Source organism: Furfurilactobacillus milii (genome assembly GCF_009863985.1).
GTDB lineage: Bacteria > Bacillota > Bacilli > Lactobacillales > Lactobacillaceae > Furfurilactobacillus > Furfurilactobacillus milii_A.
Genome location: NZ_WEZT01000004.1, coordinates 72,445 through 97,547 on the forward strand (window position 1 = coordinate 72,445; position 25,103 = coordinate 97,547).

The following is a 25,103-nucleotide window of genomic DNA, read 5'->3' on the forward strand; positions in this document are numbered from 1 at the left end:
TTGGGATTTAAGCATTGCATAAGCTAATTTAAAGGAGAAAATAATGGCTAACAAACGTGAATTTCCACTCGAAAAAACACGTAATATCGGGATCATGGCCCATATCGATGCCGGTAAAACCACGTTAACTGAACGGATTCTTTACTATACTGGTAAAATTCACAAGATTGGTGAAACACATGATGGTGCTTCACAAATGGACTGGATGGCTCAAGAACAAGAACGTGGGATTACCATTACGTCTGCTGCTACAACAGCGCAATGGAAGAACCACCGAATCAACATTATCGATACACCAGGACACGTGGACTTCACAATGGAAGTTGAACGTTCCTTGCGTGTGCTAGATGGTGCGATTGCCGTCCTTGATGCCCAGGCTGGTGTTGAACCACAGACTGAAACTGTTTGGCGTCAGGCTTCCACTTATAACGTTCCCCGTATCGTGTTCGTTAATAAGATGGATAAGTTAGGTGCTGACTTTGATTTCTCTGTTGACTCATTAGGTGACCGTTTACAAGCTAACGCTCACGCCGTTCAGATGCCAATCGGTGCTGAAGACGATTTCGAAGGGGTTATTGACCTGATCGAAATGAAGGCTGACTTGTACGATGAAGATGCCCTTGGGACTGAATGGGATACTGTTGATATTCCTGAACAGTATGTTGAAGAAGCTCAAAAGCGTCGTGATGCATTGGTTGAAGCTGTTGCTGAATCCGATGACGAATTGATGGAAAAATACCTTAACGGTGAAGAAATCAGCAAGGAAGAATTAAAGGCTGGTATCCGTCGTGCTACTTTGGCAAACGAATTCTTCCCAGTTCTTGCAGGTTCTGCTTACAAGAACAAGGGTGTTCAGATGTTAATGGATGCTGTTGTGGACTACTTACCATCACCACTTGATGTTAAGCCTTACACGGCCGTTAACCCAGATACTGATGAAGAAGAAGATCTTATTGCCGGTGACGACAAGAACTTCGCTGCCTTAGCATTTAAGGTTGCTACTGACCCTTACGTTGGTCGTTTAACATTCATTCGTGTTTACACGGGTACTTTGGAATCCGGTTCATATGTTTTGAACGCTACTAAGGACAAACGTGAACGTGTTGGTCGTTTGCTACAAATGCATTCAAACCAGCAAAACGAAATTCCAGAAGTCTTTTCTGGTGATATCGCTGCTGCCATCGGTTTGAAGAACACCACAACTGGTGACTCTTTGACTGATGTTGATCATCCATTGCACTTGGAATCAATGGTCTTCCCTGAACCAGTTATTCAGGTTGCCGTTGAACCTAAGACAAAGGCTGACCAAGACAAGATGAACAATGCCTTACAAAAGCTGTCTGAAGAAGACCCTAGTTTCCGTGCTGAAACGAACTCTGAAACTGGTGAAACTTTGATTTCTGGTATGGGTGAACTTCAACTGGACATCTTAGTTGACCGGATGAAGCGTGAATTTAAGGTTGAAGCTACTGTTGGTGCACCTCAGGTTGCTTACCGTGAAACGATTACGAAGTCTGCTCAGGTTGAGGGTCGTTTCATTCGTCAGTCTGGTGGTAAAGGTCAATATGGTGATGTTTGGATTGAATTCACACCTAACGAAACTGGTAAGGGTTACGAATTCGAAGACGCCATTGTCGGTGGGGTTGTTCCTCGTGAATACATTCCTTCAGTTGACAAAGGGTTACAAGAATCCATGGCCAATGGTATGGTTGCCGGTTACCCAGTAGTTGACGTTAAGGCTAAGCTTTACGATGGTAGTTACCATGATGTCGATTCTTCAGAAGCTGCATTTAAGATCGCCGCTTCTCTGGCATTACGTGAAGCTGCCAAGAAGGCTGCCCCAGTTATCTTGGAACCAATCATGAAGGTTGATATTGTTGCACCAGAAGACAACCTTGGTGATGTTATGGGTCATGTAACTGCTCGTCGTGGTACTGTTGATGGTATGGAAGCTCGTGGGAATGCACAAGAAGTTCATGCATTTGTTCCATTGGCTGAAATGTTTGGTTATGCTACAACATTGCGTTCAGCAACACAAGGTCGTGGGACATTTACGATGACATTTGATCACTACTCAGCTGTTCCTAAGTCAGTTCAAGAAGAAATTATCAAGAAGAATGGCGGCAACAACAGCCATCCTGAAGACTAATTGTCATTTAGTTGACATTAAAAAGCGACATCTAGCAAATCTGCTAGGTGTCGCTTTTTTGTTAGTGGTGAATTGTCAAACTAAGTGCAACGGTTTGTCAAAAAATACTTCATATGGGGTTTCATAGTTTAACACTTTGCGAGGACGTTGATTTAACTGCTTCGGATACCTCGAATTGTTTGATTTGGTCGTTAAACATATTCTACCCGGTATGGGTTTATTTTTTTACTTTGTGTTGCATTTCAATTGTAAATTCGCCGTTCAATTTTTGAGCGGTGACTAATAGTTATCCCTCGTAAATGTGCCGGGAACCAGGTTACCAGCGGTTCCAAGAACTTTACTTAGTAACTCGGATGTTTGCGTCATAATATGGTCGGTAGTTTTTTCGTTAGCCGCTGTTAGCGCATCTGTCAATGCGGCATCGCTTAATTGAGCATTAGCTGTATCAATTTCGTGCACGCGTTGGTGACCGTAACCTAATGTCTTCTCCTGATAACTTTCAACATCGCTTATCGTGGCCTGAAAGTGGTCGGCAGCCAGAACCGCAATTAGCCGATTTGCCCAATAGGCATTTTTACTGTCGACCACAGCAGTCGTATCACGGTAACTTGCTGGCGTATCATTAACATTTGTGAAAAACGGAACCAGTGTGTTAAATGGATTGGCAGATAAAGCCACCCATTGGATTGCGGCGCGCTCGGCAGGTACGTTTGGCCGAATTTGAAGAACACTCAATTCTTGTGTCCGGTTGATCCCGATTGGTCGGTAAGGAGCTGTTTCTTTAGTTGCACCCAGAGCGAACGGATCGTAGGGGGTATCCTGATAATGTGAGCTGAGGACAAACTTGATGTCTTCAATAGTTATTTTGTGATCAGCATGAGTAATAAACGGAAGGTCGTCGCTCATTGGTGTTTTGTCCTGGGTTGCTGCGTGGTTGAAGTATCGCTGTGCGTACCAAGCCCGTGGCGTATTGTAGTGATGGTCAAGTTGAGAATGTGACCCGAAAATCTCACGGAAGTTAAAATGATCACCGAGATTAAGGTGGTTCTCCTCAACGAAGGTTTGTAAGTCGTCCGCAAACATAAAATTAGTTGAATCTGCAAAGTTAACTTCTTGAATACCCGTTTGGTTAGGGGCAACAACGTAAGCATCGTCCGGGATCCGTTGCGCAACCCAGTGATGACCACCAGCAGTTTCCATATACCAAATTTCATTTGCGTCAGAGAAAATAATTCCGTTTGATTCATAAGTGCCATGTGTCTTTAAAATTTTACCGACACGCTCAACGCCTTCACGCGCGCTGTGAATATAAGGGAGGGTGACAGTTAGAAGATCCTCTTCGCCCACACCAGCTTTAGTTAGTGGGTCAGCCCCTAAGATACGTTCGTTCGTGGTAATGGTTTCGGTAGCACTCATTGCGACATTATCACTGTTGATACCAGCTTCACCCCAAATGCCCTGTTTGTCCACTGCGTTAGGAATAGCGGTGTAGCGTAAAGGATTGTCAGGCAGCGTAATGCTAAACTGACTCATTTTAGCCTGGTATTCGCGAGGTTGGTCTTCAGGTTTGACGACAACGAACTTTTTAGGATCGGCAGCCGTGCCAGTATCTTCGTTACGAGCAATTAATGTTGAGCCATCGTAACTGGCATTCTTACCAACCAGAATAGTAGTACACGTACTTAATTCAGAAAGCGACATAATAAAACCTCCATGGTTAATTATCAGCTTGATGATATTTGGCCGACATTCTCCTTCACTATAACACTTGCTCATCTGCTCCGCGGTGTCGGACAAATAATGTCGCTAATTGGTTCGCACAATATATAGTAGAAACAGATCAGGTACGCGCGTTTTTAACACTAAACAATCGTTGCACCAAGTGTGTTTTCGAAGTGTTTCAAAGCCCAAGCGTGACCAACGGGATCGAAAGAGGCAACAGCGTCTTTGTGAATAGTCAATTGGTAATCCAAGTTGTAGGCATCGACAGCTGTGTGCAATACACAAATATCTGTGCAGACACCGGCAAGATGAAGATTGGTGATGCGACGGCTGCGTAAAAAGTTATCTAAGTTAGTGTTGGCAAATGCGCTATAGCGATTTTTGTCGAAATAATAAACGTGGTCATCATCCTTATGTGACTGATACCATGATGCCAACTCACCGTATAACTCGCGTCCCCATGTATCCTTTAAGTTATGTGGCGGGAATAGTTTGGTTTCTGGATGGTAAGGGTCGACACCGTCATGCAAATCAGTTGGGAGAATGACGTAGTCACCGTTTTGAAGAAATTGTTGTGCGAGCGTTAAAATGTTAGATTCAATGTTTTGACCGGGTTTACCAGTAGTCAGGGCACCTTTAGTAGCGACAAAGTCATTTGTGTAATCAATAATCAGTAATGCTTGTTTGCCAAAATCCATTTGTGTCATAGTTTGCCTCCAATTTTGAGTACGCGTGATTGAGTTTATTATAGATAAAAAGATGTAGATTTGATAAAATTTACGCGCAGATTAAATAGAAAATTTCGTTTTGTAATCAAAACGAAATTAACAAACGTAAATAAAACCTTGCCATTACGGGCTTAGGTTGGTATAGTAGATAGGTGCTTGTGCGAGACAAGGGACAACTTTGCCCTTTAAATCGCGCAACAACAAGCGAGCATTGATGTGAAAGGTTGCGACACACCCGGCCGCTTTGCCACGGAGGTGTGGCGGTAATTTTCACGGAGCTAGCCTATTTCTAAAAAATAGACGTTAGGAGGGAACAAATATGGCAAGTAAGAAAATTCGGATTCGCTTAAAGGCTTATGAGCACCGTATCCTTGATCAGTCAGCTGACAAGATCGTGGAAACGGCAAAACGGACTGGTGCTGAAATTTCAGGTCCAATTCCGTTACCAACTGAACGGACACTTTTCACGGTGTTACGTTCACCACATAAGTTTAAGAAATCACGTGAACAGTTCGAAATTCGGACTCATAAGCGTTTAATCGACATTGTCAACCCAACTGCTAAAACAGTTGATTCATTGACCAAGCTTGAATTGCCAAGCGGTGTTGATATCGAAATCAAATTATAATTTGATTTCTTCGTTCTAAACCGATCATTAATTTGACGGTAAAAATACATTATATCGGAGGTGTACTCATGACCACTAAAGGAATCTTAGGGAAAAAGGTCGGGATGACGCAAGTCTTCACTGAAAATGGCGAATTAGTTGCTGTTTCAGTTATCGATGTAACACCTAACGTAGTATTGCAGGTTAAGACTGTTGAAAACGATGGTTACAACGCAATTCAGTTAGGTTTCGATGACAAACGTGAAGTTTTGTCTAACAAGCCCGAGCAAGGTCATGTAGCAGCAGCAAAAACGGCTCCTAAGCGCTTCGTTCGTGAAATTCGGAATGTTGAGTTTGGAGAGACGAAAGTCGGTGACGAGCTTAAAGCAGACGTCTTCGCAGAAGGCGAAGCAGTCGACGTTACCGGAATCACTAAAGGGCATGGGTATCAAGGTAACATCCATAAGGATGGCCAATCACGTGGACCAATGGCCCATGGGTCTCGTTACCACCGTCGCCCAGGTTCAATGGGTGCCATCATTAACCGTGTCTTCAAAGGCAAGCCACTTCCAGGACGTATGGGTAACCACAAGGTAACCATGCAAAACCTGAAGATTGTCCGTGCAGACTTAGACAACAACGTGTTGTTGATCAAAGGTAATGTGCCAGGTGCTAACAAATCATTTGTTACAATTAAAAGTTCTGTTAAGGCCGGTTTGAAGAAAAACAACCGCCACAGCGAAAAATAATATAAGGGAAGGGAGGATTAATAGCTATGACTACCAGCGTTGATTTATTCAAGCAAGATGGTAAGAAGTCAGGCACAGTTGATTTAAATGATGCTGTGTTTGGTATCGAACCTAACAATAATGTCATCACCGATGCTGTATTGATGCAACGTGCCTCAATGCATCAGGGTACTCACGCGGTTAAAAACCGTAGTGCTGTACGTGGTGGTGGTAAGAAACCATGGCGTCAAAAAGGTACTGGTCGTGCTCGTCAAGGGTCGATCCGGTCACCACAATGGCGTGGCGGTGGTGTTGTCTTCGGACCAACTCCACGTTCATACGCTTACAAGTTGCCACAAAAAGCGCGTCAACTTGCCATGAAGTCTGTCTTATCACAAAAGGTCTTGGACAAAGCCTTGGTTGTCGTTGATGCTTTAGATTTTAAAGCACCAAAGACTGCTGAATTTGCCACTGTTTTAGACAACCTGAAAGTTGCTGAAAAGACCCTTGTTGTGGTTGAAGATGACAACGAAAACGCAGCATTGTCTGCACGTAACTTAGCTAATGTCACTGTTTTGACTGCTAAGGGCGTTAATGTTTTGGATGTTGTTAACAACGACAAGATGGTGATTACGCAATCTGCTCTTTCTCAGGTAGAGGAGGTGCTCGCATAATGGAAGCACGTGATGTGATTTTACGCCCAGTTGTGACTGAGTCTTCAATGGCTGATATCGATGACAAGCGTTATACGTTTGATGTTGATACTCGCGCAACCAAGACGCAAATCAAGAGCGCCATCGAAGAAATCTTCGATGTTAAGGTAATCAAGCTTAACGTAATGAACGTTAAGGGACACCTTAAGCGCCAAGGACGTTACAGTGGTTACACTAAGAAGCGTCGTAAGGCAATCGTTACTTTGAGTGCAGACTCAAAGGAAATTAAGTTATTCAACGAAGAATAGTCTTCTTCAATCTATGCGCCGATGATGATACGGCTCCTCACAAGGGACAACCAATCACGGCACGAAAAATTAGGAGGAAAGTATAGTGGGTATTAAGAGTTATAAACCAACCACTAACGGTCGTCGTAACATGACCGGTTCCGACTTTAGTGAAATCACTAAAACGACCCCTGAAAAGTCGTTATTGGAATCACAAAGTCACCGTGCAGGCCGTAACAACCAAGGCCACATGACTGTTCGTCATCGTGGCGGTGGTACAAAGCGTGCTTACCGGATTATCGACTTTAAGCGTATTAAAGACGATTACAAGGCAACTGTTAAGGCTATTGAATACGATCCAAACCGGACCGCTAACATTGCTTTACTAGTTTATGAGGATGGAACAAAGTCATACATCTTAGCACCTAAGGGGCTAGAAGTTGGCACTGTTGTTGAATCAGGCCCTGAAGCAGATATCAAAGTTGGTAATGCATTGCCATTAACTAACATTCCAGTTGGTACTGTTATCCATAACATTGAATTAAAGCCTGGTAAAGGTGGCCAAATTGCTCGTTCAGCTGGTGCATCTGCTCAGTTGTTGGGTAAGGAAGGCAAGTATGCCTTAGTTCGTTTGGCCTCTGGCGAAGTTCGTATGGTTCTTGCTGCTGGTCGTGCTACTGTTGGTGCGGTTGGTAACGAACAACACGAATTGATTAACTTAGGTAAAGCGGGTCGTAAGCGTTATGCTGGTCAACGTCCACATGTTCGTGGGTCAGTTATGAACCCTAACGATCACCCACATGGTGGTGGTGAAGGTAAAGCCCCAGTCGGCCGTCCATCGCCAATGTCACCATGGGGTAAGAAGACTGCTGGTAAGAAGACTCGTAACCACAAGGCTCGTTCTAACAAGCTTATTGTGCGTGACCGTCGGAAGAAGTAATCTTTCTTATTCAATGCATATACGACATTAGTTGTTAAACACACGAACGCGTTAGCTAATAGCTAACAAGAGAGGAGGCCACACGATGGGTCGTAGTCTTAAAAAAGGACCTTTCGCCGATGAACATCTGCTGAAGAAAATCGCTGCACAAGCTGATTCTGAAAAGAAGACAGTGATCAAAACTTGGTCACGTCGTTCAACGATTTTCCCTAGCTTCATCGGATACACTATCGCTGTTTATGACGGACGGAAGCATGTCCCAGTGTTCATCTCTGATGACATGGTTGGTCACAAGCTTGGCGAATTTGTTCCAACGCGGACTTTCCGCGGACACGCTGGTGCCGACAAGGTTACTAGTAAATAATTAGGAGGACTGAACAATGGCTGAACAAGTTACATCTGCAAAAGCAACTGCAAAGACTGTTCGTGTCGCTGCTCGTAAGGTTCGCCTAGTTGTTGACCTTATTCGCGGCAAGAGCGTTAACGAAGCATTTGCCATTTTAAAATTCACGCCTCGCGGTGCTGCCGAAGACGTAGAAAAAGTATTGAAGTCTGCTGTTGCCAATGCTGAAAACAACTTCGACTTAGATCGAGCCGACTTAGTTGTATCTGAAGCATTTGCTAATGAAGGACCAACCCTTAAGCGGTTCCGTCCTCGGGCTAAAGGTTCCGCATCACCAATTAACAAGCGGACTAGTCATATCACAGTAGTCGTATCTGAAAAGTAGGAGGGAACAAGTGTGGGTCAAAAAGTAAATCCAAACGGATTTCGTGTCGGAGTTATCCGCGATTGGGAAGCCAAGTGGTATGCTGACAAAGATTACGCAACTTGGTTAATCGAAGACGTTAAAATCCGTAAGTTTATCGATCAAAGACTTGCCGACGCATCTGTTTCAACCGTTGAAATCGAACGGGCTGCTGGTCGAGTGGTATTATCCATTCACACTGCTAAGCCTGGGATGGTTATCGGTAAAGGTGGGTCAGAAGTTGAAAAGCTCCGTAAGGAACTTAACAGCCTAACTGGCAAGCAAGTACACATCAACATCATTGAAATCAAGAAGCCTGACTTGGATGCTCATTTAGTTGGGGATTCAATTGCCAAGCAATTAGAGCAACGTGTTGCTTTCCGTCGCGCTATGCGTGGTGCTATCCAACGCACTATGCGTTCTGGTGCACACGGAATTAAAGCAATGGTTTCAGGCCGTTTAAACGGTGCTGACATTGCCCGTAAAGAACGTTACTCAGAAGGAACTGTTCCGTTGCATACATTGCGTGCGGACATTGACTATTCTTGGGACGAAGCACGGACTACTTACGGTATGCTGGGTGTTAAAACCTGGATTTACCGTGGTGAAGTTCTTCCTGCCAAGAAGTCAGCAAATACTCAACGAGGAGGGAAATAATCATGCTGGTACCTAAACGTGTAAAGCACCGTCGGGAATTCCGCGGTCACATGCGTGGTGAAGCCAAGGGCGGCAAGACAGTTGCATTTGGCGACTACGGTTTGCAAGCTATCACTTCATCATGGGTTTCTAACCGCCAGATTGAAGCGGCTCGTGTTGCCATGAACCGTTACATGAAGCGTGGTGGTAAAGTTTGGATCAAGATTTTCCCTCATAAGTCCTACACTTCTAAAGGTGTTGGTGTTCGTATGGGTAACGGGAAAGGGGCACCTGAAGGTTGGGTATCTCCTGTAAAGCGTGGCAAGGTTATGTTTGAAGTGGGTGGCGTTTCTTCTGAAGTTGCGCACGAAGCTTTACGTTTGGCTAGCCACAAACTGCCCGTTAAGACGAAAATCGTCTCACGAGAAGAAGCAGAAGTAGGTGGCGAATAATTATGAAAATGACTGATATTAGTAAATTAACCACTGCTGAAATGATTGATAAAGAAAAGGGCTACAAGGACGAATTGTTCAACTTACGTTTCCAATTGGCTACTGGTCAATTAGAAAACACCGCTCGTTTAAAGCAGGTTCGTAAGAACATCGCCCGGTTGAAGACGGCTCTCCGTCAACAAGAATTAAGCCAAAGCAAATAATTAGAATACGAAAGGAGAACTTAACCTATGACTGAACGTAACGCACGTAAGGTTTACCAAGGCCACGTGGTTTCTGACAAGAACGACAAGACGATCATCGTCGCAATCGATACTTACAAGACCCACCCAGTTTATGGTAAGCGGGTTAAATACACCAAGAAGTTCGTTGCGCAAGATGACAACAACGAAGCCAAGACTGGCGATATCGTACGGATTATGGAAACTCGGCCTTTGTCAAAGACCAAGCACTTCCGCCTATTGAATGTCGTTGAAAAGGCTGTCATCCTGTAACACCATTTCTACGTATTCTAATTAGCTGCGGAAGGAGGATAAAACCGTGATTCAACAAGAAAGTCGTTTAAAGGTCGCTGATAACTCTGGTGCCCGTGAAATCTTGACAATCAAGATCTTGGGTGGTTCCACTCGTAAGTCAGCCAACATTGGTGACATTATTGTTGCTACTGTTAAACAAGCAACACCAGGTGGCGTTGTAAAAAAGGGTGACGTTGTTAAAGCTGTTATCGTTCGGACTGTATCCGGTATGCACCGTACTGATGGCTCATACATTAAGTTTGACGACAACGCAGCTGTTATTATCTCAGATGACAAGAGCCCTCGTGGTACTCGTATCTTTGGACCAGTTGCGCGTGAACTTCGTGAAGGTAACTTCATGCGGATCGTTTCGTTAGCACCTGAAGTTCTGTAATCAAAGTAATCAAGCTGGATGCATAAGTTGAACGGGAGGTGCACAGCAGAATGTTCTTAAAAACTGGAGATCAAGTTCGCGTAATCGCCGGTAAGGACAAGGGTAAGGAAGGTGCCGTAAAGGCAACCTTAGCCAAGTCAGACCGCGTCGTCGTGGAAGGCATCAACATGGTGAAGAAACACCAGAAGCCAAACAACGAATACCCACAAGGTGGAATCGTTGATGTTGAAGCGCCAATCCACGTATCTAACGTAATGTTAATTGACCCATCAACTAAGAAGCCAACGCGTGTTGGTTTTAAAGTTGAAGATGGTAAAAAGGTTCGCGTTGCCAAGAAGACTGGCAATACAATCGCTTAATTTTAGGGAAAGGAGGAATATCTTAGAATGACTAACCGTTTGAAAGAACGATACGAAAAGGAAATCAAACCTTCCTTAATCGAAAAATTCAACTACAGTTCAAGCATGCAAGCCCCACACATCGACAAGATTGTGCTGAACATGGGGGTTGGTGATGCAACCACTAACTCAAAGAACTTGGACGAAGCCGTTAATGAAATGACCCTTATTGCTGGTCAAAAACCAGTTATCACAAAGGCCAAGAAGTCAATTGCCGGTTTCCATCTTCGTGAAGGAATGTCCATTGGTGCTAAGGTAACTTTGCGCGGTGAACGGATGTATGACTTTTTAGACAAGTTGATCAATGTGTCATTGCCACGTGTTCGTGACTTCCATGGTGTTTCTAACCGTTCATTTGATGGACGTGGGAACTACACCTTGGGTGTTCGTGAACAACTGATCTTCCCTGAAATCAATTACGACAACGTTAACCGGGTTCGTGGTTTGGATATTGTTATCGTAACCACTGCTAACACTGATGAGGAATCCCACGAGTTGCTTGCCCAACTTGGGATGCCATTTACTAAGTAATAGGAGGTTCCACAAACATGGCAAAGAAATCAATGGTTGTAAAAAGCCAACGCCCAGCTAAGTTCTCAACGCAAGCTTACACACGTTGTGAACGTTGTGGACGTCCGCACTCAGTTTATCGTAAGTTCCATCTATGCCGTCTCTGCATGCGTGAATTAGCCCACAAGGGTCAAATTCCTGGCATGAAGAAAGCTAGTTGGTAGACTTCGGTCTTTACTGAGTAAATTCGATTTGGATTCCTTTCAAGTCGTTTTATTGATTTTATCGATACTAAAAGGAGGCAAATATCGATGTCTATGACTGACCCGATTGCAGACTTTTTAACTCGGATTCGTAACGCCAACATGGTTCGTCACGATTCAGTTGAAGTTCCTGCATCAAAGATTAAACACGACATTGCTGAAATCTTGAAAAACGAAGGTTTCATTCGCGATGTTGAATACATTGACGACGACAAGCAAGGCATTATCCGTGTATTTCTTAAGTACGGTAAGGATGGCGAACGTGTCATCTCTGGCTTAAAGCGGATTTCCAAGCCTGGTTTACGTTCATACGTAAAGGCCGATTCAGTTCCTAAGGTTTTGAACGGTTTAGGGATTGCAATCATCTCTACGTCTGAAGGTGTGATCACCGATAAAGAAGCACGTCAAAAAGACGTGGGCGGCGAAGTGCTCGCTTACGTTTGGTAATCATTTAGAATCGATCGGAGGTGTAAAACGTGAGTCGTATTGGTTATAAAGTTGTAACTTTACCCGCTGGGGTAGAAGTTAAGCAAAACGGTAACGATGTGACTGTTAAAGGACCTAAAGGTGAATTAACCCGGACGTTCTCTGACATGATCACAATGAAAGTAGACGGTACTGAAGTTTCGTTTGATCGTCCTGACGATAACAACAAAACAAAGGCCGTTCACGGAACTACTCGTGCCAACTTCGCCAACATGGTTGAAGGTGTTACAGATGGTTTCAAAAAGACATTGAAGTTAGTCGGTGTTGGGTACCGTGCACAATTGCAAGGCACTAAGCTGATCATGAGTGTTGGTTACTCAAACCCTGTTGAATTCGATGGCCGTAAAGGTGTTACGGTTGAAGTACCTGACAACACTACTGTTGTTTTATCAGGTATTTCTAAGCAACAAGTCGGTGACTTTGCTGCTGAAATCCGTGGTATCCGTCCACCAGAGCCTTATAAGGGTAAAGGTATTCGTTACGAAGGCGAATATGTTCGTCGTAAGGAAGGTAAAACTGGTAAGTAGACTTTTGTCTACTTCTTTGTTTGCCACTATCGTGTCGCAGTGCACGTATTCACTGCGAATAAAATATGAGGTGAATTGTTGTGATTTCTAAACCAGATAAGAATAAAACACGTCAACGCCGCCATGCGCGCGTTCGTGGCAAGATTTCTGGTACTGCGCAGCGCCCACGCTTGAACGTTTATCGTTCTAATTCAAACATCTACGCGCAAGTAATTGATGACGTAGCGGGTGTGACGCTGGCAAGTGCCTCAACACTAGATAAAGATGTTAAAGGAACTAGCAAGACAGAAAAAGCTGCTTCTGTTGGTGAACTAGTTGCTAAACGCGCTAACGAAAAGAAGATTACTGATGTTGTCTTCGATCGTGGCGGTTACTTATATCATGGTCGGGTAGAAGCTTTGGCTGAAGCCGCTCGTGAAAACGGACTTAAATTCTAGAGAAGGAGGAATAACCAAATGGCTTTTATCGACCCAAGTAAGTTAGATTTAGAAGATAACGTCGTTTCCATCAACCGGATTACGAAAGTTGTTAAGGGTGGTCGTCGTCTTCGTTTTGCTGCCTTAGTCGTCGTTGGTGACCACAATGGTCACGTTGGCTTTGGTACTGGTAAGGCTCAAGAAGTTCCAGAAGCTATTCGTAAGGCTGTTGAAGCTGCACACAAGAACTTAATCAAAGTTCCAGTTGTTGGTTCAACATTGCCTCACGAAGTGCTGGGTATTTACTCAGGATCAAAGGTTATGCTTAAGCCAGCCGTTGAAGGTTCTGGTGTTGCTGCTGGTGGTGCCGTTCGTGCCGTCATGGAACTTGCCGGTGTTGCCGACGTTACAAGTAAGTCTCTTGGTGAAAGCACACCGATTAACGTTGTGCGTGCCACCTTTGAAGGACTTAAGGAATTAAAGCGTGCCGAAGACGTTGCTGCCTTGCGTGGTGTGTCTGTAGAACACTTAGCTGAATAGGAGGACGAAACTCATGGCTAATCAAGTAAAAGTTACTTTAGTGAAAAGTGCCGTTCACCAGAAGCCCAAGGTTCGTAATGTTGCGTATGGTTTAGGCTTAGGTCGTGTTAACAGCACGGTCGTACGTCCTAACAACGAAGCAACACGCGGTGCCATCGCTAAGATCGCGCACTTAGTCACAGTTGAAGAAGTTAAGTAATCACATTTCTAGCGTAAGGAGGTGCCAACCTAATGAAGTTGAACGAATTACAACCAAGCGAAGGTTCTCGTAAAGCACGTATGCGCCGCGGTCGCGGTACATCAGCCGGGAACGGTAAAACTTCCGGTCGTGGTCAAAAGGGTCAAAAGGCTCGTAGTAAGACACGTGTCGGTTTTGAAGGGGGTCAAATGCCTCTGTACCGTCGTATTCCAAAACGCGGTTTCACTAACATTAACCGTAAGGAATACGCCATCGTTAACTTGGCTTCCTTAAACAGTTTTGATGAAGGTGCTGATGTTACACCAACTACCTTAGTTGAAGCAGGTTTAGTGAAGAACGAAAAGAGTGGCGTTAAGGTTCTTGGTAACGGTGAAGTTACTAAGAAGTTGACAGTCCACGCTAACAAATTCTCAAACGCAGCTGTAGCTGCAATTGAAGCAGCCGGCGGTAAGACTGAGGTGATCTAGTTGATCTCGACGATTTCGAATGCTTTTAAGAGTCGTGAAATCCGAAATAAGATCTTCTTTACCTTGTTTGTCTTAATTGTCTATCGGTTAGGCTGTTATATTACCGTTCCCGGAGTTGATGCGCATGCTTTACAAGCAGTGGCAAGCTCCGGGCTTGTTAATGTAATGAACATCTTTTCCGGTGGTGGTTTGACAAACTATTCCTTGTTTGCAATGGGGGTTTCCCCGTTTGTTACTGCTCAAATTGTTGTTCAATTACTCCAAATGGATATTGTGCCGCGGTTTGTTGAATGGAGTAAACAAGGTGATGTAGGTCGGCGTAAGTTGAACCAGGCGACACGTTATCTAACGATTGTGTTAGCCTTTGTTCAATCAATCGGTATCACAGCTGGTTTTAACGTCTTAGCTTCCATGCATTTGATCAAGACACCAAATGCACAAACGTTCATTATGATTGGAATTTTGCTCACTGCTGGAACAATGTTTGCTACTTGGCTGGGTGATATGATTACTCAGCGTGGGCTAGGAAATGGTGTTTCAATGATTATTTTTGCCGGAATCATTGCGCGCACCCCAGTTGGTGTTCGTCAATTATGGCAAGAAAACGTCACTGACGCCTCCAAAGGCCAAATGTGGCAGGGCATCCTGTTCATCGTTGCTGTTCTCGTTCTAGTTATCGTGATAATCGTTGCTGTAACGTGGGTACAACAGGCTGAGCGGCGGATTCCGATTCAATATACGCGTCGTGCAACCACTTCTGGATCTGGCAGTTACCTGCCTTTGAAAGTTAACGTTGCCGGTGTTATTCCAGTTATCTTCGCTAGTTCTTTGATTTCGACGCCTCAGTCAATTCTGTTGGCGTTCCAAAAGAGTCATGGTGCGGATAACTGGTACCAAGTGATGTCTCGTATCTTCAATATGCAAACAACTGAAGGTGCCATTCTTTACACTGTATTAATCGTCTTGTTTACATTCTTCTATGCTTTTGTTCAGGTTAATCCTGAGAAATTGTCAGAGAATTTACAAAAACAAGGTAGTTATATTCCAAGTGTTTGGCCTGGTAAAGACACACAAAGCTATGTTTCTCATTTGCTCATGCGTTTAAGTACTGTCGGCTCATTGTTCCTTGGATTAGTTGCCTTAGTACCACTGTTGGCCAGTGATATCTGGGGCTTAGACGAATCCATTGGTCTTGGTGGTACGTCATTACTGATCGTTGTTGGGGTTGCCATTGACATTATTCGTCAATTGGACGGCTTAATGATGAAACGACAATATGTTGGTTTCATCCAAGATGATGCGCTTGAAGCACATGGAACAGAAAAACAGGAGGATTAATCATGGCATTCAATTTGATTCTGATGGGCTTGCCTGGTGCTGGTAAAGGTACGCAAGCACAAAAGATCGACGAAAAATATCAAGTACCGCACATTTCAACGGGGGATATTTTCCGCGAGGCAATGGCTAACAAGACTGAAATGGGACTTGCTGCTAAAGCTTACATTGATAAGGGTGAATTGGTTCCCGATGAAGTCACGAACGGTATTGTTCGTGACCGTCTCAGCCAACAGGACGTTTTAACGAACGGCTTCATGTTGGATGGGTATCCACGGAACTTAGATCAGGCAGCCGCTTTAGATAAAATGTTGGCTGACTCTGATCGTCACTTGGACGCCGTGATTAATATCGACGTTGAACCATCGGTGTTAGTTGATCGCTTATCTGCACGGTACATTTGCCGTGCATGTGGCGCAACCTATAACCGCATTAGTAACCCGACCAAGGTTGAAGGAACCTGTGATGTTTGTGGATCGCATGATTTCTATCAACGTGACGATGACAAGCCTGAAACGGTTAAGAATCGTTTGGCTGTGAACATTAAGATGAACACGCCACTGGTTGATTACTATAAGAATCAAAATGTTCTGCACACCATTAACGGCGATCGGGACATTGACCTCGTCTTCAAAGATGTTGCTGACGTTCTTCAGTCAGTTAACGACTAGAGTGTAGTGTTTGCAGTCCCTTTAAGAATGTGATAAACTCTCTTGGTATGGTTTGCGCAATGTTTTTGTAAAGAGGGTGGAAACGGTGGTTTTCGCCGTTTTTCCGTCGTTCGACGCCACCGTATTTATAAAATACTTTTTTACAAGGGAGGTAAACCTGCTTGGCTAGTGACGTAATTGAAATCGAAGGTACTGTTAAAGAAACGTTGCCTAATGCAATGTTTAAAGTAGAACTTGAAAACGGTCACGAAATCTTGGCTCATGTGTCGGGTAAGATTCGGATGCATTACATTCGTATTTTACCTGGTGATAAGGTAACTGTTGAAATGTCACCTTATGACTTAACAAAGGGTCGGATTACGTACCGTTTCAAGTAATACCTAAGGCCTCATAATTCTGGAGGAAATATCATGAAAGTAAGACCATCAGTTAAACCAATGTGCGAACACTGCCGTGTTATCAAACGTAACGGCCGTGTTATGGTGATTTGCTCAGCAAACCCAAAGCACAAGCAACGTCAAGGTAAATAATTCATATAAAAGGAGGTAATTGTTATGGCTCGTATTGCAGGTGTTGACTTACCACGTGACAAACGGATCGTGATCGGTTTAACTTACATTTTCGGAATCGGTAATACTTCAGCTCAAAAGATTTTGGCTGAAGCTGGTGTTAGCGAAGACGTTCGTGTTCGGGACTTGGCTCCAGAAGACGAAGATAAGATTCGTGCAATTGTTGATAACTACAAGGTTGAAGGAGATCTTCGCCGTGAAGTTAGCTTAAACATCAAGAACTTACAAGAAATTGGTTCATACCGAGGCATGCGTCACCGTCGTGGTTTACCAGTGCGTGGACAACACACTAAGAACAACGCACGGACTCGTAAAGGCCCAGCTAAATCAATTGCTGGTAAGAAGAAGTAATTCAAGATAAAGGAGGTTAGCATTTCTTATGGCAGGTAGAAAAACATCGCGTAAGCGTCGTGTGAAAAAGAACATCGAGTCAGGTGTTGCACATATTCACTCAACGTTTAACAACACTTTAGTTATGATTACTGACGTTCAAGGGAACGCTGTTGCTTGGTCTTCAGCTGGTGCTCTTGGTTTCCGTGGTAGTCGTAAATCCACTCCTTTCGCTGCACAAATGGCCGCTGAAGCCGCAGCTAAAGGCTCTATGGAACATGGCATGAAGACGGTTGAAGTTGCCGTTAAAGGCCCAGGTTCCGGTCGTGAAGCAGCTATCCGTGCTTTGCAATCAACTGGTCTAGAAGTTACGGCTATTCGTGACGTCACACCAGTGCCGCATAACGGATCTCGTCCTCCAAAGCGTCGTCGTGTTTAATTGATGACATCACTTATTTGGAGTGATGAACATTCATTAATTAACAAGACGAGTTTTGAAAGGGGTAAACAAAAGAATGATCGAATTTGAAAAGCCAAATATTCACAAAATCGATGAAAGTAACAACTATGGGAAGTTCATCGTTGAACCACTTGAACGTGGTTACGGAACAACATTAGGAAATTCGTTACGTCGGATTTTGCTTTCATCTTTGCCTGGTGCTGCTGTCACCAGTATTCAAATCGATGATGTACTTCACGAGTTCTCAACTGTTGAGGGCGTTGTTGAAGATGTTACACAAATCATCTTGAATATGAAAAAGGTTTCTTTGAAGATGGCGACCGATGAAGAAAAGGGAATGGACATCGACGTTAAGGGTCCTGCGACTGTCACTGCTGGTGATATTCAAACGGATGCTGATGTTGAAGTTATGAACCCTGATCTTTACATCTGCACGGTAGCAGACGGTGCCACTTTCCACATGCACTTAACTGCAAACAAGGGCCGTGGATACGTTTCAGCTGATGAAAACAAAGCTCGTCAGGATGATATGCCAATTGGTGTATTACCAATCGATTCCATTTATACCCCAATCGAACGTGTCAACTACCAGGTTGAAAACACTCGTGTTGGTCAACGTGATGACTATGACAAGCTGACATTAGACGTTTGGACTGACGGTTCAATTACGCCTAGTGAAGCAATTAGTCTCGCTGCGAAGATTCTAACTGAACACCTTGCAATGTTTGTTGATTTGACAGATACGGCTAAGAATGCCGAAATCATGGTCGAAAAGGAAGAAACACACAAGGAAAAGATGCTCGAAATGACCATCGAAGAGTTAGACTTGTCTGTTCGTTCATACAACTGTTTGAAGCGTGCTGGTATCAACACGGTTCAAGAGTTGACGGATCGTACTGAAGCCGACATGATGAAGGTTCGTAACCTTGGTCGTAAGTCACTTGAAGAAGTTAAGGCAAAATTGGCTGGCTTAGGTCTTTCTTTGAAACAAGAAGACTAGTCGGACTTATCAACAAAAGGAGGGTTCAAGCATGGGCTACCGTAAATTACAACGTACTAGTTCACAACGTAAAGCTTTGTTACGCGATTTAACAACCAGTTTGATTGTTAATGGTCGGATCGAAACAACCGAAGCACGCGCCAAGGAAGTTCGTAAGACTACAGATCAAATGATTACTTGGGGTAAGCAAGGCGACTTGCATGCTCGTCGTGAAGCAGCTGCTTTCGTTCGTGACGTTGTTGCAGATGTCAAAGAAGACGGTGACAACGTTAAAGCGCAAACTGCATTGCAAAAGTTATTTGATGACTTAGCACCTAAGTTTGCTGAACGTAATGGTGGTTATACTCGGATGTACAAGACTATGCCTCGTCGTGGCGATGCTGCGCAAATGGTTATCTTGGAATTCGTCGACTAATCATTATCTGTTCAATGGTAGTCTGAATAGCTACCCTAAATATATCGACGGATGTATTTAGTATTTGAATATTCAAAATAATCACTAGTGTCAATGGTATAAAGCGTTATGATGATGGCGATCGCGTTCGCCCAGTCTAGCTTGAATGAGTTTTTTACTCGTGCCGTGATGCTAAGTGATTTTTTTGTACATAGAATTAATTGATTACACGAGTTTACTAGTGGTTTCAGCGTTGCTTGCGTATTGGTCTAGTTTTCGCTAAAATAGTGCGGTATTATTCGTTTTATAATGAGGTGAAGACTGAGTGCAAACGAAACATGCAAAGTTAATTACAGGTCTTGTAGTTGTTCTACTGGCAGTGCTTGCACTCGGGGCGACCGCTATTACGACTATTAACGCTCAAAGGCGTCACGAAGAACATGAATCACGTTTGCGTCGGCTAAGTGAGCGAGCGGCCAAAGTATTGCCTAAAGAGGCATTTAAACCTGGCGCGTACACGTTGAGTGAAAGTCATTATGTTGATGGGTATCGTGTGTTCGCCGTTGTTAACGTGGATAAACACGGACAACTTGTTAATGTCGCTTTTAATCAACTTGATCAGTTTGGATTGAATAATCCAGCGACGGCGACCGATATTACCCGCTGGAATACGGCACTGCTTAAAGAACCTAATGTCGCTAAACTGTCTTTAAAACACGGTAATAAACAGTGTTTCCAGTTATATAAAAATTATATGGGGCGTCTGATTCATGCCGCACATACCGGCGAACAACACCAGTTTAAAATTAACAACCATGCCAATACGGCAGGAAGTGGGGGAACATCGTGACAAAGATCATTTCAGTTGACGATTTATCTTATCAATATCCCGATGCAGACCGGCCAACATTAAATCACATTTCTTTTGAGATCAATGCCGGAGAATGGGTGGCTATCGTTGGCCATAATGGAAGTGGTAAGAGTACGTTGGTTCGCGCTTTGGATGGCCTTATCGATTTTAAATCGGGGACAGTTACTGTAGCCGGAACAAAATTGTCACCAGAATCGGTTTGGCTGGTTCGCGAACACATTGGCATGGTGTTTCAGAATCCAGACAACCAGTTTGTTGGAGCGACGGTGGCCGATGATGTGGCCTTTGGCTTGGAAAATGCGGGGGTACCACGTCCTGAGATGCAAAAACGTGTTCAAGAGGCTTTAGAAGCCGTCGATATGTGGCAATTTGCAGAACGCGAGCCTAGCCGTTTGTCAGGTGGGCAAAAGCAACGGGTTGCCCTAGCCGGAATCATTGCGATGAACCCCAGTATTATTGTATTGGATGAGGCAACTAGCATGCTGGATCCTCACGGACGGCAGACGGTGTTGTCTGTATTGCAGCATCTACGTCGTTCTAATCAAGCACCGACCATTTTATCAATCACTCATGATTTAAGTGAGGCCGCACAAGCACAACGATTGCTAGTCATGGATAACGGTCAGTTGATTAGTGAAGGGACACCGCGCGCTATTTTCAGTGACGAACAATTACTTGAGTCCACAGGGCTAGACTTACCGTTTAGCACAAAATTGAGCCAACAATTGGCTAAACAAGGACTAGTCACCCCAAAACAGTACCTAACAGATGACGAGTTGGAGGATTGGTTATGGCAATCACATTTGACCATGTAAACTATATGTACCAGCCCAACTCGCCGTTTGAGGCGGTCGGGTTAAGCGATGTTAGTTTCACCGTTCCTAGTGAATCGTTTACTGCGATTATTGGTCATACAGGGAGTGGCAAAAGTACACTTGTTCAGCACTTAAATGGTTTACTTAAACCCACCAGTGGCACGGTTACGGTGGATGATTTTCAGTTAACTGCCAAAACAACAAATAAACACCTAAAGTCACTTCATCAACATGTTGGGATGGTGTTTCAATTCCCTGAGAATCAATTATTTGACCAAACGGTGGAGCGTGACATCGCGTTTGGTCCCCTTAACTTTGGTTTTACTAATGAAGAGGCAATGAGTTTGGCACATCAGGCGGCTCATGACGTTGGGCTACCGGATGAGTTGCTAAAACGGTCACCATTTGAGTTGTCTGGTGGACAGATGCGGCGCGTTGCCATTGCTGGTGTCTTGGCCAGTCAACCGCGCGTGCTCGTTTTAGATGAGCCAACGGCCGGGTTAGACCCACGCGGACGAGCCGAAATGATGGCCATGTTTGCTAAGTTAAAGGCTGACCAACACCTGACGGTTATCTTAGTTACGCACCAAATGGATGATGTTGCTGACTATGCGGATCAGGCGCTAGTGATGGCACATAGTAATTTGATTAAGGCAGGCACACCTGCTGAAATTTTTGCCGATCCTGAATGGGTAAAAGCACAGCAATTGGCGTTACCAACAGCTGCTAATTTTGCGCAACACTTAGTGACTCGTGGCTTTGAGTTTGACTCGTTGCCGTTAACGGCTGAACAACTGGCAATACAGTTGCGTGGTCAGTTACCGAAGGAGGGACGTTAATGCTTGAGCAACTTACGCTCGGACGTTATATTCCCGGCCATTCATGGTTACATCGGTTAGATCCACGAGCTAAGTTGGTGTTGGCTTGTTATTTTATTGTGATCGCCTTTTTAACCACAAATTGGTTAACTTATGTGCTAATGTTTGCCTTTATTGGCGGCGTTATCTTTTTAACAGGACTGAGTTTCAGCTATTTTGTGCGTGGTATTGGTCCACTGATTTGGTTGATTGTGTTTACGGCAATTTTGCAATTATTGTTTACACCAGGCGGACACATTTACTGGCATTGGGGTATTTTAATGATTACTTCAACGGGGATTCAAACGTCTACAGCAGTTTTCTTACGTTTTCTGTTAATTATAACGATGGCAACGGTGCTCACGTTGACGACGGCGCCATTAGCGATTGCGGACGGCGTAGAAGCGCTTTTGCGGCCGCTGCGGGTTATTCACTTCCCAGTGGCTCAAACGGCTCTTATGCTCTCTGTGGCGCTTCGGTTTGTACCGACGTTATTGGATGAAGCGCAGACAATTATGAATGCGCAACGTGCACGTGGGGTGGAGTTTAATAATGGTGGTTTAATCAAGCGTTTGAGGGCGATTGTTCCATTGTTGATTCCGCTTTTTGTCGGGGCTATTGGACGAGCCGACGACTTAGCGACGGCCATGGAGTCACGTGGTTATCAAGGAGCCACAAACCGCACGCGTTACCGCGTATTGAAGTGGCATAACGCCGACACGATAGCAGTTGTTGTCATTCTTGTGTTAAATGTTGTTCTCGTCGTGTTGCGTCACATGTAAGAGTTTTTCTAGAAAAATTAGGGAGGTCGGTAATGAGTCAACGCTACAAAGTTGTTATTGAATATGACGGTACTGATTTTGCCGGCTTTCAGGTGCAGCCTCATCAGCGGACCGTTGAATCTGTATTAACGAAAGTGGTAAACCAGATTGCGAAAAATCCTCACCCAGCCATTCAGGTATTTGGATCGGGGAGAACAGATGCTGGGGTACATGCTCACGGGCAGGTGATCCACTTTGATTTGCCCAAGCCAATTCCAGCTCCTAATTTACGATTAGCGCTCAATAGTATGTTTCCGCTTGATATGGCAGTGGTGAGTGTTGAAGAGGTTGATGATACGTTTCATGCCCGTTTTTCAACGCATGGTAAGCGTTATCGTTATATTGTTTCCAATACGCCATTTGTCGATCCATTCAAACGGAACTATACTGGACACTATAAATATCCGTTAAAACTCGACAGGATGCAGACGGCGAGCCGTGATTTGATTGGTGAGCATGATTTCACCAGTTTTGTGGCTTCAGGTAGCCAAGCTAAGTCAAATATACGAATGATTTATGATATTCAAGTTCACGAGCGTCCTGAAGATCATGAATTTGTGTTTGATTTTTATGGCAGTGGTTTTCTCTATAATCAAGTTCGGATTATGGTAGCATTGTTGTTACAAATTGGTAATGGGCGTCGGCCGGTTAATGACATTCCACGAGTGATGGCGGCTAAAGATCGCGAAGAAGCGCGTGAAACGGCACCGGCTAGCGGTTTGTATCTGGAATCTGTGCTGTATGACAAACACGTTTCAGATGAAAATAACAATTGACTTATGAGGGGCAGGACAGTACACTATTACTTGGTATTGTTTGCCCCACGATAAGCCCCGGAAAGTTTTATCGAGTGTCAAACAGACAAGAAATTGGAGGAAAATACCGTGCGTACAACATATTTAGCAAAACCAGGTGAAGTAGACCGTAAATGGTACGTGGTTGACGCCACAGACGTTCCTTTGGGACGCTTAAGTTCAGTCGTTGCTTCTATTCTTCGAGGCAAGAACAAGCCAACATTTACCCCTAATGTGGATACGGGTGACTTTGTCATTGTTCTTAATGCTTCAAAAGTAGGCTTGACTGGTAAGAAAGCCACAAACAAGATTTACTATCACCACTCAAACCATCCAGGTGGTTTGAAGTCACGCACTGCAGGTAACTTTCGTGATGAAAACCCAATTCGGTTGATTGAAACTTCCGTTAAGGGCATGTTGCCAGCAGGTACGCTTGGTCACAAACAACTGCTTAAGCTTCACGTTTATGCAGGTGACCAACATGATCAAGCTGCACAACAGCCAGAAGTTTTGGATATTACTAAATTAATCTAAGGGGGAAATCACATTGGCTACTGTTCAATACGCCGGCACAGGTCGTCGGAAAAACTCAGTTGCTCGGGTTCGCTTAGTTCCCGGTACTGGTAAAATTACCATGAATGGTAAGGATATTGAAGACTACATTCCATTCGCTAACTTGCGTGAAGTGGTTGTTCAACCATTTGCTGCAACAGAAACGACTGGTAATTACGATGTTATGGTTAACGTCAATGGTGGTGGCTTCTCCGGTCAAGCCGGTGCCACTCGTCACGGTATTGCCCGTGCTTTACTGACGGTTGACCCTGATTTCCGTTCAGCTTTGAAGGGCGCAGGTCTTTTGACCCGTGATGCTCGGATGAAAGAACGGAAGAAGCCCGGTCTTAAAAAGGCCCGTAAAGCTTCACAATTCTCAAAGCGTTAATCTTATCATTATCGACTTTGGATTCAAAAAGAACCTGCCAATTGGCGGGTTCTTTTTTTGCAGATCATGTTAATCAATGAAGGTTTTCAACTTTTCTATAGAATTTAGTAGAAAAAGTTGAGAGTCTTTTTTTATTTTTATCAGTTTGACTAATTTGTCTATGGTTCACCCCAAGATTGTGTTTTATATTAACAATGTGATTTAAATAAGACCCGTTAGTCAAGCGGTTTAAGACACCGCCCTTTCACGGCGGTGACATGGGTTCGAGTCCCATACGGGTCATTTTATTGGGATATAGCCAAGCGGTAAGGCAACGGACTTTGACTCCGTCATGCGCTGGTTCGAATCCAGCTATCCCAAGTTTGCAAACATACTAATACGCCCTGTTAAGATTTTTGAGTTTTAATGGGGCGTCGTTGGTATGTTTTTTTCTTTCTGCCTTTGTTTATACATATCCCGCGTTATGTCTATACAGAAAAATGAGTTTGTGGAACATCATGTAATTAGATTTTAAAAGATGGGAGACAAGGCATGAAAACAGCTAAGGAAGCGCTTGCGAAATCATTAAAAACATTGCTACAAACTCGGTCATTTGATGAAATTGCGGTAAAACAAATTGTTTTAGACAGTGGCGTTAATCGACAGACTTTTTATTATCATTTTCAAGATAAATTCGATTGTTTACAATATCTTTTCTTTAACGAGGCCAGGGATTTAATTCCAGAACAAATATTATTAAGTGAGTGGAAAGCAAGATATTTAAGTGTATTTAGATACTTAGATGTTAGGTAGATTGCAAATTTAATCCGAATTTTTGGACAAATTTGTCAGCATGATCTGATAAGGTGTTTGCCAGTCAAGTATTTTAAGTGGTCTCTGATTA

The 25,103-nt window shown here is 43.9% G+C and carries 40 protein-coding genes and 2 tRNA genes; 40 read left to right on the forward strand and 2 right to left on the reverse strand.

Going from position 1 to position 25,103, the window contains the following annotated elements:
- The first annotated feature begins 43 nt into the window (after positions 1-43).
- A complete protein-coding gene (gene fusA, locus GB992_RS02290) occupies positions 44-2,149 on the forward strand; it encodes an elongation factor G (protein WP_161001045.1) in 2,106 nt (701 codons plus the stop codon).
- 279 nt (positions 2,150-2,428) lie between these two features.
- Here fusA and GB992_RS02295 read toward each other — a convergent pair whose 3' ends face one another.
- Positions 2,429-3,850, reverse strand: coding sequence for a C69 family dipeptidase (locus tag GB992_RS02295; RefSeq protein WP_161001046.1), 1,422 nt, complete (start codon positions 3,848-3,850; stop codon positions 2,429-2,431).
- A 161-nt stretch (positions 3,851-4,011) separates the two neighbouring features.
- Positions 4,012-4,578 (reverse strand): cysteine hydrolase family protein, encoded by a 567-nt coding sequence (locus tag GB992_RS02300; RefSeq protein WP_161001047.1) that lies wholly within the window; start codon positions 4,576-4,578, stop codon positions 4,012-4,014.
- Between the two features lie 340 nt (positions 4,579-4,918).
- On the opposite strand from GB992_RS02300, the gene rpsJ reads away from it, so the two are divergent.
- The 39 genes from rpsJ to GB992_RS02495 all read left to right on the forward strand — a co-directional run bounded on the left by rpsJ (position 4,919) and on the right by GB992_RS02495 (position 25,012).
- Positions 4,919-5,227: a 30S ribosomal protein S10 gene (gene rpsJ / locus GB992_RS02305; RefSeq protein WP_017262649.1), complete on the forward strand. Its 309-nt coding sequence runs from the start codon at positions 4,919-4,921 to the stop codon at positions 5,225-5,227.
- Positions 5,228-5,295: 68 nt separating this feature from the next.
- Positions 5,296-5,955 (forward strand): 50S ribosomal protein L3, encoded by a 660-nt coding sequence (gene rplC, locus GB992_RS02310; protein ID WP_161001048.1) that lies wholly within the window; start codon positions 5,296-5,298, stop codon positions 5,953-5,955.
- 26 nt (positions 5,956-5,981) lie between these two features.
- On the forward strand, positions 5,982-6,608 hold the full coding sequence (gene rplD / locus GB992_RS02315) for a 50S ribosomal protein L4 (protein WP_161001049.1): 627 nt from the start codon (positions 5,982-5,984) through the stop codon (positions 6,606-6,608).
- Complete coding sequence (gene rplW / locus GB992_RS02320; protein ID WP_017262652.1) at positions 6,608-6,895, forward strand: 50S ribosomal protein L23; 288 nt, start codon at positions 6,608-6,610, stop codon at positions 6,893-6,895. Before rplD ends, rplW begins: the two co-directional genes overlap by 1 nt.
- 85 nt (positions 6,896-6,980) lie before the next feature.
- Positions 6,981-7,814, forward strand: a complete 834-nt coding sequence (rplB, locus tag GB992_RS02325) for a 50S ribosomal protein L2 (protein ID WP_017262653.1) — start codon at positions 6,981-6,983, stop codon at positions 7,812-7,814.
- A gap of 85 nt (positions 7,815-7,899) precedes the next feature.
- A complete protein-coding gene (gene rpsS / locus GB992_RS02330; RefSeq protein ID WP_017262654.1) occupies positions 7,900-8,178 on the forward strand; it encodes a 30S ribosomal protein S19 in 279 nt (92 codons plus the stop codon).
- A 16-nt stretch (positions 8,179-8,194) separates the two neighbouring features.
- On the forward strand, positions 8,195-8,542 hold the full coding sequence (gene rplV, locus GB992_RS02335; protein WP_017262655.1) for a 50S ribosomal protein L22: 348 nt from the start codon (positions 8,195-8,197) through the stop codon (positions 8,540-8,542).
- A gap of 12 nt (positions 8,543-8,554) precedes the next feature.
- Positions 8,555-9,217, forward strand: a complete 663-nt coding sequence (gene rpsC / locus GB992_RS02340; protein ID WP_017262656.1) for a 30S ribosomal protein S3 — start codon at positions 8,555-8,557, stop codon at positions 9,215-9,217.
- A 2-nt stretch (positions 9,218-9,219) separates the two neighbouring features.
- Entirely contained in the window at positions 9,220-9,648 is a 429-nt protein-coding gene (gene rplP, locus GB992_RS02345; RefSeq protein ID WP_161001050.1) for a 50S ribosomal protein L16, read from the forward strand.
- 2 nt (positions 9,649-9,650) lie between these two features.
- Entirely contained in the window at positions 9,651-9,851 is a 201-nt protein-coding gene (gene rpmC / locus GB992_RS02350) for a 50S ribosomal protein L29 (RefSeq protein ID WP_017262658.1), read from the forward strand.
- Positions 9,852-9,878: 27 nt separating this feature from the next.
- On the forward strand, positions 9,879-10,142 hold the full coding sequence (rpsQ, locus tag GB992_RS02355; RefSeq protein ID WP_017262659.1) for a 30S ribosomal protein S17: 264 nt from the start codon (positions 9,879-9,881) through the stop codon (positions 10,140-10,142).
- 46 nt (positions 10,143-10,188) lie between these two features.
- Positions 10,189-10,557, forward strand: coding sequence for a 50S ribosomal protein L14 (rplN, locus tag GB992_RS02360; protein WP_017262660.1), 369 nt, complete (start codon positions 10,189-10,191; stop codon positions 10,555-10,557).
- Between the two features lie 50 nt (positions 10,558-10,607).
- A complete protein-coding gene (gene rplX, locus GB992_RS02365) occupies positions 10,608-10,916 on the forward strand; it encodes a 50S ribosomal protein L24 (protein ID WP_017262661.1) in 309 nt (102 codons plus the stop codon).
- A gap of 27 nt (positions 10,917-10,943) precedes the next feature.
- Complete coding sequence (gene rplE / locus GB992_RS02370; RefSeq protein WP_161001051.1) at positions 10,944-11,486, forward strand: 50S ribosomal protein L5; 543 nt, start codon at positions 10,944-10,946, stop codon at positions 11,484-11,486.
- Between the two features lie 17 nt (positions 11,487-11,503).
- Positions 11,504-11,689, forward strand: a complete 186-nt coding sequence (locus tag GB992_RS02375) for a type Z 30S ribosomal protein S14 (RefSeq protein ID WP_017262663.1) — start codon at positions 11,504-11,506, stop codon at positions 11,687-11,689.
- A gap of 87 nt (positions 11,690-11,776) precedes the next feature.
- Entirely contained in the window at positions 11,777-12,175 is a 399-nt protein-coding gene (gene rpsH, locus GB992_RS02380) for a 30S ribosomal protein S8 (protein WP_017262664.1), read from the forward strand.
- Positions 12,176-12,204: 29 nt separating this feature from the next.
- Positions 12,205-12,741, forward strand: coding sequence for a 50S ribosomal protein L6 (gene rplF / locus GB992_RS02385; protein WP_017262665.1), 537 nt, complete (start codon positions 12,205-12,207; stop codon positions 12,739-12,741).
- Between the two features lie 80 nt (positions 12,742-12,821).
- Positions 12,822-13,178 (forward strand): 50S ribosomal protein L18, encoded by a 357-nt coding sequence (gene rplR, locus GB992_RS02390; RefSeq protein ID WP_017262666.1) that lies wholly within the window; start codon positions 12,822-12,824, stop codon positions 13,176-13,178.
- Positions 13,179-13,196: 18 nt separating this feature from the next.
- Entirely contained in the window at positions 13,197-13,697 is a 501-nt protein-coding gene (rpsE, locus tag GB992_RS02395; protein WP_017262667.1) for a 30S ribosomal protein S5, read from the forward strand.
- Positions 13,698-13,710: 13 nt separating this feature from the next.
- The gene (gene rpmD, locus GB992_RS02400; protein WP_017262668.1) at positions 13,711-13,896 is read left to right on the forward strand and encodes a 50S ribosomal protein L30; all 186 of its coding nucleotides are present in this window, start codon (positions 13,711-13,713) and stop codon (positions 13,894-13,896) included.
- A gap of 32 nt (positions 13,897-13,928) precedes the next feature.
- Entirely contained in the window at positions 13,929-14,363 is a 435-nt protein-coding gene (rplO, locus tag GB992_RS02405) for a 50S ribosomal protein L15 (RefSeq protein WP_017262669.1), read from the forward strand.
- Positions 14,364-15,701, forward strand: coding sequence for a preprotein translocase subunit SecY (gene secY / locus GB992_RS02410; protein ID WP_161001052.1), 1,338 nt, complete (start codon positions 14,364-14,366; stop codon positions 15,699-15,701).
- 2 nt (positions 15,702-15,703) lie between these two features.
- Positions 15,704-16,369: an adenylate kinase gene (locus GB992_RS02415; RefSeq protein WP_161001053.1), complete on the forward strand. Its 666-nt coding sequence runs from the start codon at positions 15,704-15,706 to the stop codon at positions 16,367-16,369.
- Positions 16,370-16,530: 161 nt separating this feature from the next.
- Positions 16,531-16,746, forward strand: a complete 216-nt coding sequence (infA, locus tag GB992_RS02420) for a translation initiation factor IF-1 (RefSeq protein WP_017262672.1) — start codon at positions 16,531-16,533, stop codon at positions 16,744-16,746.
- A gap of 33 nt (positions 16,747-16,779) precedes the next feature.
- On the forward strand, positions 16,780-16,899 hold the full coding sequence (gene rpmJ / locus GB992_RS02425) for a 50S ribosomal protein L36 (RefSeq protein ID WP_081495882.1): 120 nt from the start codon (positions 16,780-16,782) through the stop codon (positions 16,897-16,899).
- A gap of 24 nt (positions 16,900-16,923) precedes the next feature.
- The gene (gene rpsM, locus GB992_RS02430; RefSeq protein ID WP_017262673.1) at positions 16,924-17,289 is read left to right on the forward strand and encodes a 30S ribosomal protein S13; all 366 of its coding nucleotides are present in this window, start codon (positions 16,924-16,926) and stop codon (positions 17,287-17,289) included.
- A 28-nt stretch (positions 17,290-17,317) separates the two neighbouring features.
- Positions 17,318-17,707, forward strand: coding sequence for a 30S ribosomal protein S11 (gene rpsK, locus GB992_RS02435; RefSeq protein ID WP_017262674.1), 390 nt, complete (start codon positions 17,318-17,320; stop codon positions 17,705-17,707).
- Between the two features lie 76 nt (positions 17,708-17,783).
- Entirely contained in the window at positions 17,784-18,728 is a 945-nt protein-coding gene (locus GB992_RS02440) for a DNA-directed RNA polymerase subunit alpha (protein ID WP_161001054.1), read from the forward strand.
- Positions 18,729-18,759: 31 nt separating this feature from the next.
- On the forward strand, positions 18,760-19,143 hold the full coding sequence (gene rplQ, locus GB992_RS02445) for a 50S ribosomal protein L17 (RefSeq protein ID WP_017262676.1): 384 nt from the start codon (positions 18,760-18,762) through the stop codon (positions 19,141-19,143).
- A gap of 304 nt (positions 19,144-19,447) precedes the next feature.
- Positions 19,448-19,972, forward strand: coding sequence for a hypothetical protein (locus tag GB992_RS02450; protein WP_161001055.1), 525 nt, complete (start codon positions 19,448-19,450; stop codon positions 19,970-19,972).
- The gene (locus GB992_RS02455) at positions 19,966-20,808 is read left to right on the forward strand and encodes an energy-coupling factor ABC transporter ATP-binding protein (RefSeq protein ID WP_186337559.1); all 843 of its coding nucleotides are present in this window, start codon (positions 19,966-19,968) and stop codon (positions 20,806-20,808) included. Before GB992_RS02450 ends, GB992_RS02455 begins: the two co-directional genes overlap by 7 nt.
- Entirely contained in the window at positions 20,784-21,647 is an 864-nt protein-coding gene (locus GB992_RS02460; protein WP_161001057.1) for an energy-coupling factor ABC transporter ATP-binding protein, read from the forward strand. Before GB992_RS02455 ends, GB992_RS02460 begins: the two co-directional genes overlap by 25 nt.
- Positions 21,647-22,447 (forward strand): energy-coupling factor transporter transmembrane component T family protein, encoded by an 801-nt coding sequence (locus GB992_RS02465; protein WP_017262680.1) that lies wholly within the window; start codon positions 21,647-21,649, stop codon positions 22,445-22,447. Before GB992_RS02460 ends, GB992_RS02465 begins: the two co-directional genes overlap by 1 nt.
- 32 nt (positions 22,448-22,479) lie before the next feature.
- Positions 22,480-23,262 (forward strand): tRNA pseudouridine(38-40) synthase TruA, encoded by a 783-nt coding sequence (gene truA, locus GB992_RS02470; protein ID WP_161001058.1) that lies wholly within the window; start codon positions 22,480-22,482, stop codon positions 23,260-23,262.
- Positions 23,263-23,370: 108 nt separating this feature from the next.
- Positions 23,371-23,814, forward strand: a complete 444-nt coding sequence (gene rplM / locus GB992_RS02475) for a 50S ribosomal protein L13 (RefSeq protein ID WP_017262682.1) — start codon at positions 23,371-23,373, stop codon at positions 23,812-23,814.
- Positions 23,815-23,827: 13 nt separating this feature from the next.
- Positions 23,828-24,220 carry a 30S ribosomal protein S9 gene (gene rpsI / locus GB992_RS02480; protein ID WP_161001059.1) on the forward strand — a complete coding sequence of 131 codons (393 nt, stop codon included), beginning with the start codon at positions 23,828-23,830 and terminating at the stop codon, positions 24,218-24,220.
- Between the two features lie 209 nt (positions 24,221-24,429).
- Positions 24,430-24,502, forward strand: a tRNA-Glu gene (locus GB992_RS02485).
- 6 nt (positions 24,503-24,508) lie between these two features.
- Positions 24,509-24,580: transfer RNA gene (locus GB992_RS02490), tRNA-Gln, on the forward strand.
- A gap of 171 nt (positions 24,581-24,751) precedes the next feature.
- Positions 24,752-25,012, forward strand: coding sequence for a TetR family transcriptional regulator (locus GB992_RS02495; RefSeq protein WP_161001060.1), 261 nt, complete (start codon positions 24,752-24,754; stop codon positions 25,010-25,012).
- Positions 25,013-25,103 lie beyond the last annotated feature (91 nt).